The sequence below is a fragment of the Geodermatophilus sp. URMC 65 genome (genome assembly GCF_053502545.1).
The window spans coordinates 3,601,844-3,615,772 of sequence record NZ_CP199954.1; the positions used below are offsets into that span (position 1 = coordinate 3,601,844).

Here is a 13,929-nt window from a genome sequence, read left to right on the forward strand (position 1 = left end):
TGACCCGACGAACGCCGGCCTGCGCTGGGCCGCTGTCGAGTACTGAGGAGCAGCTCGTGTCCCTGCCACCCCTGGTGGAGCCCGCCGAGGACCTGACGATCGACGAGGTCCGCCGGTACAGCCGTCACCTGATCATCCCCGACGTCGGGATGGACGGGCAGAAGCGACTGAAGAACGCCAAGGTGCTCGCCGTCGGCGCCGGCGGCCTCGGCTCACCCGTGCTGATGTACCTGGCCGCGGCCGGCGTCGGCACGCTGGGCATCGTCGAGTTCGACGTCGTCGACGAGTCGAACCTGCAGCGCCAGATCATCCACGGCAAGTCCGACGTCGGCCGGTCCAAGGCCGAGAGCGCGCGCGACTCCATCGAGGAGATCAACCCCTACGTCGACGTCCGCCTGCACGAGACGCGGCTGGACAGCGACAACGTGATGGAGATCTTCAGCCAGTACGACCTCATCGTCGACGGCACCGACAACTTCGCCACGCGCTACCTGGTCAACGACGCCTGCGTGCTGCTGGGCAAGCCGTACGTGTGGGGCTCCATCTACCGGTTCGACGGCCAGGTCTCGGTCTTCTGGAACGAGCACGGCCCGAACTACCGCGACCTGTACCCGGTGCCGCCGCCTCCCGGCATGGTGCCCAGCTGCGCCGAGGGCGGCGTGCTCGGCGTCCTGTGCGCGACGATCGGCGCCATCCAGGCCACCGAGGCGGTCAAGCTGATCACCGGCATCGGCGAGACGCTGCTCGGCCGGCTGATGGTCTACGACGCCCTGGAGATGACCTTCCGCACCATCAAGGTGCGCAAGGACCCGGAGGCCGAGCCGATCACCGGGCTCATCGACTACGAGACCTTCTGCGGCGTCGTCTCCGACGAGGCCCAGCAGGCCGCCGCGGGCTCGACGATCACCGTCGACGAGCTCAAGGACATGATGGACGCCGGCAAGGACTTCGAGCTGATCGACGTCCGGGAGCCCAACGAGTACGAGATCGTGTCGATCCCCGGCGCGAAGCTCATCCCCAAGGACGAGATCCTCTCCGGCCGGGCGCTGTCCCAGCTGCCGCAGGACAAGCCGATCGTGCTGCACTGCAAGACCGGCGTCCGCTCGGCCGAGGTGCTCGCCGCGGTCAAGAACGCGGGCTTTTCCGACGCCGTCCACGTGCAGGGCGGCGTGACGGCCTGGGCCACGCGGATCGACAAGACGCTGCCCACCTACTGAGGCCGAGGAGTGGGGGCCGGAGGCCTCCTCGACGAGTCCCCGGCAGGGCTCATGCCGCAGGGCACGGCACCTGGACGCGGTGTCGTCCGGCAGGACGACGGTGTGAGGGCCCGGTCCGCCCCCCCCGTACGGGGGCGGACCGGGCCCTCGCGCTGTCTACTGATCGCATGCCCGAATTCGCCCCCACCGAGCTGCTCGCGCTCTTCCAGCGCGCCCAGGCCGCGTTCACCGACCGGGTCGACGCGGTCGAACCGGAGCAGTGGGACGACGAGGCGCTGCCCGGGTGGACGGTCGCCGACCTCGTCGCGCACCTGGTGAGCGAGGCGCTCTGGACGCCGCCGCTGCTGGCCGGTGAGCCCTTCGACCTCATCGACGGCCGCTTCCCCGACGACACCAGCGACCTGCTCGGCGACGACCCCCTGACCGGCTGGGAGTCCGCCGCCGACGGTGCGCTGGCCGCCTTCGCGCAGGACCGGGCGCTGCTGCACACCGTCCACCTGCAGCGCGGCCCCACCTCGGCGGCCGAGTACATCGAGGAGCTGACCGCCGACCTCACGGTGCACTCCTGGGACCTCGCCCGCGCCACCGACGGCGACACCGAGCTGGACCCGGCGCTGGTCACCGCGGCCCTGGTGGTCGCCGACCGGCTGCCCGCCGACGGTGTGCCGGGCCTGTTCGACCCGCCGCTGGACGTGCCGCGGACCGCCTCGCCGCAGGCCCGACTGCTGGGCAGGTACGGACGCCGGGGCTGACCCCCGGCGGTCGGTACGAGAGGTGGACGACGACCTGCGGCCCCGTACCCGCAGCAGCGACGGGCCACCGTCCCCGCGTCCCTCGCCGCTGGACGTCGACGAGGCGGTGTTCGACGTCGTGGAGCGCATCCCGCCCGGGCGGGTGAGCACCTACGGCACGATCGGCCGGCTCGTCGGCGTCGGGCCGCGGCGGGTCGCCCGTGCGCTGTCCCAGGGTGGGGGAGCGGTGCCCTGGCACCGGGTGGTCCGCGCCGACGGCTCGGTCGCCGAGCCGGTCCGGGTGCGGCAACTCGCCCTGCTCGCCGCCGAGGGGGTGCCGGTGCGCTCCGGCCGGGTCGACCTGGCCGCCGTCGGCTGGCCCTGAGCCGGCCCCGACGCAGCCGTCCGGGGCCGCGCCGTGTGACCCGACCCATCCGGAGATCGTCGGCCGCTCGTGGTGTCATCGAGGTGTGGCACTGCGGGGGGACGAGTCGACGCCGGTCTACCGCCTCGTGCAGCCGGCCGTGGCGTCGGTGCCACGGCCGCGGCTCGACCCCACCCAGCAGGCCGTCGTCGACCACCCGGGCGGCCCGCTGCTGGTGCTCGCCGGGCCCGGCACGGGCAAGACGACGACGATCGTCGAGGCGGTCGCCGCGCGGATCGACCGCGGCGTCGACCCCGAGCAGATCCTCGTCCTGACCTTCAGCCGCCGGGCTGCGGCGGAGCTGCGCGACCGCGTCACCGCGCGGGTGGCGCGCACCATCCGGGAGCCGCTGGCCCGCACCTTCCACTCCTACGCCTACGGCGTGCTGCGACGGGTAGCGCTGCTGCGCGGGGAGGCGCCCCCGCGGCTGCTCACCGCCGCCGAGCAGGACGCCGTCGTCGCCGAGCTGCTGCGCGGTGACCTGGCCGGGGAGGGCGCGGTCCGCTGGCCGGAGTCGCTGCTCCCGGCGCTGAGCACCGCCGGTTTCCGCGGCGAGCTGCGCGAGCTGATGCTGCGCGCCACCGAGCGCGGGGTCGACCCCGAGCTGCTGGCCGCCTGGAGCCGTGAGACCGGCAACGAGGCGTGGCTGCACGCCGCGGCCTTCCAGGAGCAGTACGAGGCGGTCACCGCCTTCTCCACCGCGGGCGGGGGTGACGCGTCGGGTTACGACCCCGCGGAGCTGGTGCGGGCCGCGATCGCCGAGCTCGAGGACGACCCGGAGCTGCTGCGCGCCGAGCGCGAGCGGGCCCGCTGGCTGTTCGTCGACGAGTACCAGGACACCGACCCCGCACAGGTGGAGCTGCTGCAGCTGCTCGCCGGCGGCGGGGGCGACCTGGTCGTCGTCGGCGACCCCGACCAGGCCATCTACGCCTTCCGCGGCGCCGAGCCACGCGGCATCGTCGAGTTCCCGGAGCGGTTCCGCACCGTGACCGGCCGGCCCGCACCGCGGCTGTCGCTGGGCGTGTGCCGGCGCTCGGGTCCGGCGCTGCTGGCGGTCAGCCGGAGGGTCGCCGAGGCGCTGCCCGGACCGTGGGAGCACCGTCGGCTGGCCGCGGTCGAGGGTGCCGAGGACGGTGCCGCCGAGGTGCGCGTCTTCGGCTCGGCGGCGGTCGAGGCCGCCTACGTCGCCGACACCCTGCGCCGCGCGCACCTGGTCGACGGCGTCCCGTGGTCGGAGATGGCCGTCGTCGTCCGCACCGCCCTGGCCATCGGGCCGCTGCGGCGAGCGCTCACCTCGGCCGGCGTCCCGGTCGAGGTCGGCACCGACGAGCTGCCGCTCGCCGCCCAGCCGGCCGTCGCGCCGCTGCTGGCCGCGCTCAGCGCACTGCTGCCGCGGCCGGGCGCCGAGCCGGGCACGCCGGCCCTCGACGAGCCCGGCGCCGAGGCGCTGCTGACCTCCGCGCTGGGCGGCGCGACCGTGCTGGACCTGCGCCGGCTGCGCCGCGCCGTGCGGATCGCGCAGGCGCAGCGCGGTGTCGACGCCGACGAGCGGGGCGCGCCGCTGGCCACCGCGCTCACCGACGAGGCGCTGCTGGAGGAGCTGCCCGAGGCCGTCGTCCGCCCCGCGCGCCGGGTCGCCGACGTGCTGGCCGCCGGCCGGGTGGCGCTGGCCCGCGACGGCTCCGCGGAGGACGTGCTGTGGGCGATGTGGCAGCGCAGCGGCCTGGCCGGCCGGTGGGCGCGGGCCAGTGCCGCCGGCGGGGCGGCCGGAGCGGTCGCCGACCGCGACCTGGACGCCGTCGTCGCGCTGTTCGACGCCGCGGCGGGCTTCGTCGACCGGCTGCCCTCGGCCACCGTCGGCGCGTTCGTCGAGCACCTGTCGGCACAGGAGCTACCCGGGGTCACCGGTGCGGGCCGGGAGTCGGTGACCGACGCCGTCCGGCTGCTCACCGCGCACGCGTCCAAGGGCCTGGAGTGGGACGTCGTCTGCGTGGCCGGCGTGCAGGAGGGCATCTGGCCCGACCTCCGCGACCGCGGCACCCTGCTGGGCACCGAGCTGCTGGTCGAGCGGGTGGCGGGCATCGACGGCGCCGTCCTCGACCGGCGCGTGCAGATGCTGGCCGAGGAGCGGCGGCTGTTCTACGTCGCCTGCACCCGTGCCCGCCGCCGGCTGGTGGTCACCGCCGTCGAGGGTGCGCTGGACGGTCCCGACGCCGGCGCCACCGCCTCCCGGTTCCTCGACCTCGTCGCCGCCCCGCCCGACGAGGGCCGGCCACTGACGCCGCTGCCGCGCTCGCTCACGCTGCCCGCGCTGGTCGCCGAGCTGCGGCGGGCGGTCAGCGACCCGCAGACCGGGCCGGCCCGCCGGTCGGCCGCCGCCGCGGTGCTGCGCCGGCTCGCCGACGAGGGCGTGCCCGGCGCCTCACCGGCCGACTGGTGGGGCCTGGCGCCGCTGTCCGACGACGCCCCGCTGGTGCCCGACGGCGAGGCGGTGCGGGTGCGCCCGTCGGCGATCGAGACGTTCCAGCGCTGCCCGCTGAAGTGGGTGCTCGGCGCGGTCGGTGCGGAGGCCTCGCCGGACACCACGCGCACCGTCGGCTCGGCGGTGCACGCCGTCGCGCAGCAGGTGGCCGAGGGGCTGGCCGCCGCCGAGGCACCCGCGGCGCTGGCCGAGGAGCTCGACCAGCTCGACCTCGGCCCCGGCTGGGCCGACCAGCGGCAGCGGGCCGCCGCCCGCGACATGCTCGACCGGTTCCTGCGCTGGCACGCCGCCAACGGCCGCGAGCTGGTGTCCGCCGAGGCCGACTTCGACGTCACCGTGGGGCGGACCCGCATCCGCGGCCAGGTCGACCGGCTCGAGCGCGACGGCGCCGGCCGGCTGGTCGTCGTCGACCTCAAGACCGGCCGCACCGTCGCGCGCGACATCGACACGCACGGGCAGCTGGCCGCCTACCAGGTGGCCGTCGCCGCCGGAGCGTTCGGCGACCACGGGAACGCGCCCGGCGGGGCGGCGCTGCTGCAGGTCGGCTCGGGCACCAGGGCCAAGGAGCAGGCGCAGGACCCGCTGCCCGCCGACGTCCCGGTGGGGGAGACGTGGGCCGGGGAGCTGGTGGCGCAGGTCGGCGACGGCATGGGCGCGGCCATCTTCGAGGTGCGCACCGGCAGCCACTGCTCCCGGTGCCCGGCCCGGCGCAGCTGCCCGCTGCACGAGCGCGGCCGGCAGGTCACGTCGTGAGTCGGCGGACACCGACCCCGGAGGCGCAGCTCTCCTTCGACGACGCCCTGTTCGGGGCGGCGCCCCAGCCGGTGCGGGAGCGCCGGCTGCTCACGCCGGCCGAGGTCGCCGCCCGGTGCGGACTGTCCTACGCGCCCTCCGACGAGCAGGCGCGGGTGGTGTCGGCGCCGGCCGACCGGCCGCTGGTCGTCGTGGCCGGGGCCGGGTCGGGCAAGACCGAGACGATGGCCGCCCGCGTCTGCTGGCTGGTGGCCAACGAGCTGGTCGCCCCCGACGCGATCCTCGGGCTGACCTTCACCCGCAAGGCCGCGAGCGAGCTCAACGAGCGCATCCGGATCCGGCTGGGCGCGCTGTCCCGGCACCCGGAGACCGAACCGGAGCTCAGGGAACGGCTGGCCGTCGCGATGCCGACTGTGTCGACCTACCACGGCTACGCCGCCTCGCTGGTCAGCGAGCACGGGCTGCGGATCGGCGTCGAGCCCGGCGCCGGCGTGCTCGGGCCGGCCATGTGCTGGGGGCAGGCGTCCTCCGTCGTCTCCGGGTGGACCGGCGACATGGACGACGTCCAGCTGAGCCCGCTGACCACCGTCGAGGACGTGCTGGCGCTGGCCGGCGAGCTCGGCGAGCACGACATCTCCGCCGGCCAGTTGCGTGCGTGGACCGCGCAGCTGGAGCGGCGGATCGCCGGCTACCCCGACGCGAAGGGCAAGCGCGGCCCGTACAAGCCGGTGCTCGACATGCTGGCCCGCCAGCGCGCCCGCGTGGCGCTGCTGCCGCTGGTCGAGGCGTTCGAGGCGCGCAAGCGGGCCGCCGGGGCGATCGACCACTCCGACCAGGTGGCGCTGGCCGCCCGGGTCGCCGTCGGCGCGCCCGAGGTCGGTCGCCGCGAGCGGGCCCGCTGGCGGATCGTGCTGCTCGACGAGTACCAGGACACCAGCGTCGGCCAGCTGCGGATGCTCGAGGCGCTGTTCGGCCGCACCACCGGGCACGCGGTGCTCGCCGTCGGGGACCCGAGGCAGTCGATCTACGGCTGGCGCGGCGCGTCAGCGGGGACGATCGAGCGCTTCGCCCGCACCTTCCCCGGTGTCCGCGGCCGGGAGGCGCAGCGGCTGACCCTGGCCACCAGCTGGCGCAACGACGGCGCCGTGCTCGCCGTCGCCAACGACGTCGCCGGGCTGCTGCCGGCGCCCGAGGTCCCGCTGCCCGACCTCGCGCCGTCGCCCACCGCCGGGCGCGGGCTGGTCACCGCCGGCCTGTACGCGACCGTGGCCGAGGAGACCGAGGCGCTCGCCGACCGGCTGGCCGCCTGCTGGCGCGGCGAGGACCCGGCCCTGCCGTCGCGCGCCGACGGCCGCCCCCCGACGACGGCGGTGCTGGTGCGCACGCGCAAGCAGCTGCCCGGGATCGCCGCCGCGCTGCGCGCCCGCGGCCTGCCGGTGACCGTCGTCGGCCTGGGCGGGCTGCTGGAGGTGCCCGAGGTCTCCGACGTGGTCGCCACGCTGACCGTGCTCGTCGACCCCACCGCCGGCGACGCGATGGGCCGGCTGCTCACCGGCGCCCGCTGGCGGATCGGTCCGCGCGACCTCGCCGCGCTCGAGTCCCGCGCCCGCGCGCTGGTGCACTCCCGTCGTCCCGGACGCGAGGACGACGACGACCCCGTTCCCCGCCCGTCCGAGCGCGGCAGCATCGTCGAGGCGCTCGACGACCTCGGGGACCCGTCGGCCTACTCGCCCGCGGCCCACCGGCGGCTGCGCCGGCTGGGCGCGGAGCTGGCGCACCTGCGCGGCCGGCTGGGGGAGTCGCTGCCCGACCTGGTCGACGAGGTCGCGCGGGTGCTGGGCCTGGAGACCGAGCTGGCCAGCGCGCCCGGCGTCAGCCCCGGCTCGGCGCGGGCGCACCTCGACGCGCTGCACGCGGTCGCCGCGGAGTTCACCGAGCTGGCCGAGCTGCCCTCGCTGCCGGCCTTCCTCGGCTACCTGCGCGACGCCGAGGAGCGCGAGCGGGGCCTCGACCCCGGGGAGGTCGCGGTCGACCCCGAGTCGATCCAGCTGCTGACCGGCCACTCGGCCAAGGGCCTGGAGTGGGACGTCGTCGCCGTGCCGGGCATGACGGCCGACCAGTTCCCGGCCCGCACCGACACCAGCGACTCGTGGGTCAAGGACCCCGGCGCGGTCCCGGTCGACCTGCGCACCACCGACCGCGCGGAGCTGCCGCAGCTGCGCCTGCCGGTGCCCGGCTCCGGCGACCAGGCGGTGGTGCGCGCCGCGCTCGAGGACTACGTCGAGGAGTGGAAGCGCTTCGGCGAGGCCGAGGAGATCCGGCTCGGCTACGTCGCGGTCACCCGGGCCAAGCACCTGCTGCTGTGCTCGGGCAGCTGGTGGCGCGACGGCGTCAAGCCGTGCGGGCCCTCGGTGCTGCTCGACACCGTCCGCCGCGCGTGCGCCGCCGGCGCCGGCGTCGTCGTCGCGTGGGCCGAGCGCCCCGAGGAGGGCGCCACCAACCCGGCGCTGGAGGAGTGGCCGGTCGGCGTGTGGCCGGCCGACCCGCTCTCGCCTCCGCGCCGCCGGGCGCTCACCGCCGCCGCCGAGCTGGTGGCCGGCGCCGCTCCACACCCGCTGGACACCGGGGCCGCGCTCGGCACCGGGGACCCGGAGGTGGAGCGGTGGGTGCGTGACGCCGACCTGCTGCTGCGCGAGCGGCGCCGCACCGCCCACCCCACCGTCGAGGTGCCGCTGCCCAGCCACCTGTCGGTGTCCGAGCTGGTCACGCTGCGCCGCGACCCGGCCGAGCTCGCCCGGCGGCTGCGCCGGCCGATGCCCGCCGCGCCCGCGCCGCTGGCCCGCCGCGGCACCGCCTTCCACGCCTGGCTGGAGGAGCGCTTCGGCGTCGCCCGGCTGCTCGACCTCGACGAGCTGCCTGGCTCCGGCGACGAGTCCGCCGCCCCCGACGGCGCGCTGGCCGCGCTGCAGGAGGCGTTCCTCGCCAGCCCCTGGGCCGACCGGCAGCCGGTCGAGGTCGAGGTGCCCTTCGAGACGCCCCTGGGCCCGCTCACCCTGCGCGGGCGCATCGACGCGGTCTTCGACGACGGCGACGGTGGCTTCGAGGTCGTCGACTGGAAGACCGGCCCGCCGCCGTCGGGCGCAGAGCTCGCCGCCGCGGCGGTGCAGCTGGCCGCCTACCGGCTGGGTTGGTCGCGGCTGACCGGCGTCCCGGTCGAGCGGGTCAGCGCCGGCTTCCACCACGTCGCCGCCGGCGTCACCGTGCGCCCGGTCGACCTGCTCGACGAGGCCGGCCTGCTCGCCCTGGTCACCGGCACCACCGACGAGGAGCCGGAGGAGTACTGACCCGCGCGGTGCGGCCCCGTCCCGAGGCTCACCCCGAGCCTGCGAGGGGTCGGACGGCCCCGGTCAGGGCACCGCCGCGAGCCTGCGAGGCGGGGGGCGGGGTCCTTCTCGGGGTCCTCGATCAGGTCGAGGCGATGCGGTCCAGGACGGCCACGGCCAACTGCTCGGGGGCCTGCTCGGGGACCCAGTGCGAGATCCCGGTCAGCTCGACGAAGCGGTAGTCGCCGGCGACGTGCTCGGCGCAGCCCTCCGCGGCCCTCCGTCCGATCGCGACGTCGTCGTCGCTCCAGACGTAGGTGGTCGGCACGGTCACGTCGTCGACCGGCGTGGCCGAGCTCATCGCCCGGTACCAGTTGAGCGCCGCGGTCAGCGCGCCCGGCGCCGACAGCACGGCCACGTACTCGTCGACCGCCTCGGCCGGGACGGCGTCCCCGAACATCCGCCGCATCCGCCGGGCGTCGTCGGCCAGCAGCACCTCCTCGGCCTTGCCCTCCTGCCAGAACAGCCGGATGTAGGCCGAACGCTCCTTCTGCTCCGGGTCGGAGCGGAAGGCCGTGGTGAACGCCGTGGGGTGCGGCACCGAGACGGCGGTCAGCGAGCGCACCCGGTCCTCGTGCCACGCGGCCAGCGCCCAGGCGACGTTGGCGCCCCAGTCGTGCCCGACGACGTCGGCCACCGGCACGTCCATCGCGGTCATCAGGTCGGCGGTGACCTGTGCCAGGTTGGTCAGCGCGTAGGCCTCGACCTCGGCCGGCCGGGCGCCGGGGGAGTAGCCCAGCTGGTCGACGGCGTAGGTGCGCAGCCCCGCCTCGGTCAGCCGAGGCGTCACCGCGGCCCACGACGCCGACGTCTCCGGGAAGCCGTGGAGCAGCAGCACCGGGCGGCCGTCGTCCGGCCCGTCGGCCCGGACGTCGAAGGTGAGGTCGCCGACGTCCACCCGCAGCAGCTGTCCCGGCATGCTGCCGACGCTACCGTCGGCAGCCGTGAGCAGCCCGGAACGCGACTTCGTCACCGCACACCTCGACGACCTGCACGCGGACCTCGACGCGTGGTTGCGGATCCCGTCGATCTCCGCCGACCCGGCCCACGCGCCCCACGTCGCCGCGAGTGCGCAGTGGCTGACCGACGCGCTGCGCCGCACCGGCTTCCCGGTCGTGGAGGTGGGGGGGACCGGCGGGGCGCCGGCCGTCTACGCGGAGTGGCCGTCGGCGGACGACGGCGCGCCGGTGGCCCTCGTCTACGGCCACCACGACGTGCAGCCGGTCGACCCGCTGGAGCTGTGGGAGCACCCGCCGTTCGAGCCGACCCGCGTGGAGGGCCCCGACGGCCCGGAGCTGCACGCCCGCGGCGCCATCGACGACAAGGGCAACGTCGCGATGCACCTGCTCGGCATGCGCGCGCACCTCGCCGCCACCGGCCGGGACACCCCGGCGGTCACCGTGAAGGTGCTGGTCGAGGGCGAGGAGGAGTTCGGGTCGCCGCACTTCGCCGCGCTGCTGCGCGAGCGCACCGACCGGCTGCACTGCGACGTCGTCGTGGTCAGCGACACCGGGATGGCCGCCCCCGACGTCCCCAGCGCCGTGGTCGCCATGCGCGGGCTGGCCGACGCCGAGATCACCCTGCACGGGCCGGCCGTCGACCTGCACTCGGGCTCCTTCGGCGGCGGCGTCCCCAACCCGCTGCACGCGATGGCCACCCTGCTGGCGAGCCTGCACGACGAGCACGGGCGGGTCACCCTGCCCGGCTTCTACGAGAAGGTCAGGGAGCTCACCGACCGCGAGCGCGAACTCATGGCGCGCGTGCCCTTCGACGAGGCCGCCTGGCTGGCCGGGCCCGCCGCCTCCCGCGTCGCCACCGGCGAGGAGGGCTTCACCACCCTGGAGCGGATCGGCGCGCGGCCCACCGCGGAGGTCAACGGCATGTGGGGCGGCTACACCGGCCCCGGCCACAAGACGATCATCCCGGCCGAGGCGCACGCCAAGATCACCTTCCGGCTGGTCGCCGACCAGCGCCCCGCCGACCTCGCCGACCAGGTGCGCGGCTGGGTGGCGGCGAACCTGCCCGCGGGCATCGAGGCCGACGTGCACGTCCCGGCCGGCGGCGTCTCGCCGTGCGCCAGCGACCTGGACTCCCCGGCGATGGCCGCGCTGCTGGCCGCGATCGGTCAGGCCTTCGATCGCGACCCCGCCGACGTGCTGTTCACCCGGGAGGGCGGCAGCGGACCGGAGGCCGACCTGGTCGACGTCCTCGGCGCACCGCTGCTCTTCCTGGGCGCCGGGTTGCCCACCGACCGCATCCACTCGCCGAACGAGCGGGTGCTGCTGCCGATGCTGTACCGCGGCGCCGAGGCGGTCGCGCACCTGTGGCGGGAGCTCGCGGCCGTGCCGCTGCGCCCACGGTGACGGCGCAGCAGGACGGCGGTCGGTTCGGCCCCTACCGGGTCCTCGGCGTGCTCGGCTGCGGCGGCATGGGCCAGGTGCTGCGGGCGCACGACGACGACCACGAGCGGGACGTCGCCTTGAAGGTGATGCACCCGCAGTGGGCCCAGGACGAGGGGTACCGCGACCGCTTCCGCCGCGAGGCGCGCATCGCCGCCCGCCTGACCGAGCCGCACGTCGTCCCCATCCACCGCTACGGGGAGATCGACGGCCAGCTCTTCCTCGACATGCGGCTGGTCGAGGGCGAGGACCTCGACTCGCTGCTGCGGCGCACCGGCCCGGTGGACCCCGCCCGCGCCGTCGACCTGGTCGGCCAGGTCGCCCGCGCGCTCGACGCCGCCCACGCCGGGGGACTGGTGCACCGCGACGTCAAGCCGTCCAACGTGCTGCTCGTCGGCCGCGCCGACGGGCGCGACCTGGCCACCTCGGCCGCCGGCGAGGACTTCGCCTACCTCGCCGACTTCGGCGTCGCCCGCGGTGCCGACGACGGCCCCGGGCCGGCCCTGACCGCCGTCGGCACCGCGGTCGGCAGCACCGAGTACATGGCCCCCGAGCGGTTCGGCCCGACGCCGCCGGACGCTCGCGCCGACGTCTACTCCCTTGCCTGCCTGCTCTTCGAGCTGCTCACCGGCCGCCGTCCGTTCGCCCCCGGCGACCCGGCGCGGGTGATGGCCGCGCACCTGCACGAGCCCCCGCCGGCGCCGTCGTCCCTGCGCCCGGGGCTGCCCGCGGCCCTCGACGACGTCGTCCTGCGCGGTCTGGCCAAGGACCCGGACCGGCGCTGGCAGCGCGCCGGCGACCTGGCCGAGGCGGCGCGGGGAGCGCTGACGGGCAGCGGCGTCCCGGTGCCCCGGCCGGACGACGCCCCGACGGCGGTCGGCCCCCTCCCGGCGGACGGCGGCCGCTCGACCACCCGGCAGGTGCCGGCCGCCGCCCCGGCGCCGTCCGCGCCGACCCTCGTCGGCGCTCCTCCCGCCGGTCGGTCCCGGCGCCGGGTCGGCTGGCTGCCGTGGGTGCTCGCCGCGGCTGCGACGGTCGCGGCGCTGGTGCTCGCCGGGCTCCTCGTCGCCGCCGACCGCCGGGCCGACGCGGCCGCCGGCGAGGTCTCCGGCGTCGCCGAGCGCCTGCTCGTCCTGAGCCTGCCCGAGGAGCTCGACCCCGCCGGATGCACGGCCGCACCCGGGGACGGCCGAACGCTGGCCCGGCTCGACTGCCCGGCCGGGGACCCCGACGAGGACGGCGCCCCGGCGAGCACCCACACGCTCCACGCCGGGGACGGCGCCGCCACCGCCTTCGCCGCCCACGTCGAGTCTCAGGGGCTGCGCCTCCTCGACAGCGAGCGCGAGTGCGGCCGCGGCGAGGACCCGGAGGGCTGGCTGCAGCTGCGCGACGACGACCGGGTGGTGGGCCGGTTCGCCTGCTCCCTCGGCTCCGAGGGCGACGCGCAGCTGCGCTGGACCTGGGACGACACGGGCACCCTCGCCGTCGCCGAGGTGCGCGGCGGCGGGGACGACGGCCTGCGCGAGCTGGTCTCGTGGTGGGACGACGCCGCCGACCGTCGCTGACCGGGGCTCACAGCCGGCGGACCTAGGGTGGCGCCGTGACCGGTACGTCGAGCGCGCCACCGGGGTGGTACCCCGACCCCGACGGCGCCGCCGGGATGGTGCGCTGGTGGAACGGCGGCGGGTGGTCCGACGTCACCACCCCCGTCGGTCCGGGCGTGGCCGTGCAGGCGCCCGCCGTCCCACCGGCCCGCGGGCCCGAGCCGGCCGCGCCGCCCCCGCCGCCCGGCCCGGGACGGCCCCCGCGGCGCACCGGGTGGGTGGTCGGGCTGTCGGTGCTCGGGCTGGTGCTCGTCGTCCTCGTCGGCTTCCTCGTCGGCCGGCCCAGCGGCTCCGTCGACGACACGGGCCCGACCGCGGTGCCGGCGCCCGGCGGGTCGGGGTCGGCCTTCCCGCCCGGCACGCTCCGGATCGTCGACGAAGCCGCCGGCATCGCCTACCCCTACCTGGGCCAGGGCTGGCTCGAGTACGACCTGGAGGACGTCGCCGAGACGACCTCGGTCGCCGGGCAGTACCTGGTCGCCCAGGAGGTCACGCCCGACGGCGGGTCGTTCATCGCCCAGTGCACCTCCGGGCCGCTGGCGCCGCTCTTCGTCCCCGGTGCGGGCGGCCTGCAGCCGACCCTCGCCCAGGTCGCCGACAGCGTGCGGCTGAACTACTACCCGAGCCCCAACGAGCGGGAGGTCCTGCGCGACGAGGCCCGCACCGTCGACGGCGCCCCCGCGCACCTGTTGGAGTTCGACCTCTCCTGGGACGTCGGGGGCTACGAGGCGACGGGGGAGCGGGCCGCGCTGCTGCTCGTCGACGTCGGCCGGCCCGCCCCCGCGCTGCTCTACCTCTCCATCCCCAACACCCACGCGGAGCTGTACGGGGTCATCGACCGCGTCATCGACGGCATCGACGTGCTGTGACACGGCGGTCCTCCGGACCGCACCGCGACCACGTGCCGTCCCCGGTTGCCGTTGAGCCCGAGAGCCC

Annotated in this window: 9 protein-coding genes; 8 read left to right on the forward strand and 1 reads right to left on the reverse strand. The window is 76.6% G+C overall.

Annotated features, from left to right (window positions below; all coding sequences use genetic code 11):
- The first annotated feature begins 56 nt into the window (after positions 1–56).
- From moeZ to ACWIX7_RS17535, 5 genes are all read left to right on the forward strand, one after another.
- Positions 57–1,217, forward strand: coding sequence for an adenylyltransferase/sulfurtransferase MoeZ (gene moeZ, locus ACWIX7_RS17515; protein ID WP_448617702.1), 1,161 nt, complete (start codon positions 57–59; stop codon positions 1,215–1,217).
- A 167-nt stretch (positions 1,218–1,384) separates the two neighbouring features.
- On the forward strand, positions 1,385–1,969 hold the full coding sequence (locus ACWIX7_RS17520; protein WP_448617703.1) for a TIGR03086 family metal-binding protein: 585 nt from the start codon (positions 1,385–1,387) through the stop codon (positions 1,967–1,969).
- 22 nt (positions 1,970–1,991) lie between these two features.
- Positions 1,992–2,333, forward strand: a complete 342-nt coding sequence (locus tag ACWIX7_RS17525) for an MGMT family protein (protein WP_448617704.1) — start codon at positions 1,992–1,994, stop codon at positions 2,331–2,333.
- 85 nt (positions 2,334–2,418) lie between these two features.
- Positions 2,419–5,607 (forward strand): ATP-dependent helicase, encoded by a 3,189-nt coding sequence (locus tag ACWIX7_RS17530; protein ID WP_448617705.1) that lies wholly within the window; start codon positions 2,419–2,421, stop codon positions 5,605–5,607.
- Positions 5,604–8,951 carry a UvrD-helicase domain-containing protein gene (locus tag ACWIX7_RS17535; RefSeq protein ID WP_448617706.1) on the forward strand — a complete coding sequence of 1,116 codons (3,348 nt, stop codon included), beginning with the start codon at positions 5,604–5,606 and terminating at the stop codon, positions 8,949–8,951. Before ACWIX7_RS17530 ends, ACWIX7_RS17535 begins: the two co-directional genes overlap by 4 nt.
- A 121-nt stretch (positions 8,952–9,072) precedes the next feature.
- Here ACWIX7_RS17535 and ACWIX7_RS17540 read toward each other — a convergent pair whose 3' ends face one another.
- Entirely contained in the window at positions 9,073–9,909 is an 837-nt protein-coding gene (locus ACWIX7_RS17540; RefSeq protein WP_448617707.1) for an alpha/beta fold hydrolase, read from the reverse strand.
- A 25-nt stretch (positions 9,910–9,934) separates the two neighbouring features.
- On the opposite strand from ACWIX7_RS17540, the gene ACWIX7_RS17545 reads away from it, so the two are divergent.
- Genes ACWIX7_RS17545 through ACWIX7_RS17555 form a run of 3 tightly spaced genes read left to right on the forward strand, consistent with a single transcriptional unit; the run spans position 9,935 to position 13,862 of the window.
- The gene (locus ACWIX7_RS17545; RefSeq protein WP_448617708.1) at positions 9,935–11,353 is read left to right on the forward strand and encodes a M20/M25/M40 family metallo-hydrolase; all 1,419 of its coding nucleotides are present in this window, start codon (positions 9,935–9,937) and stop codon (positions 11,351–11,353) included.
- Positions 11,350–12,954 (forward strand): serine/threonine-protein kinase, encoded by a 1,605-nt coding sequence (locus ACWIX7_RS17550; protein WP_448617709.1) that lies wholly within the window; start codon positions 11,350–11,352, stop codon positions 12,952–12,954. Before ACWIX7_RS17545 ends, ACWIX7_RS17550 begins: the two co-directional genes overlap by 4 nt.
- Positions 12,955–12,989: 35 nt before the next feature.
- Positions 12,990–13,862 (forward strand): DUF2510 domain-containing protein, encoded by an 873-nt coding sequence (locus tag ACWIX7_RS17555; RefSeq protein ID WP_448617710.1) that lies wholly within the window; start codon positions 12,990–12,992, stop codon positions 13,860–13,862.
- The last annotated feature ends 67 nt before the right edge of the window (positions 13,863–13,929 follow it).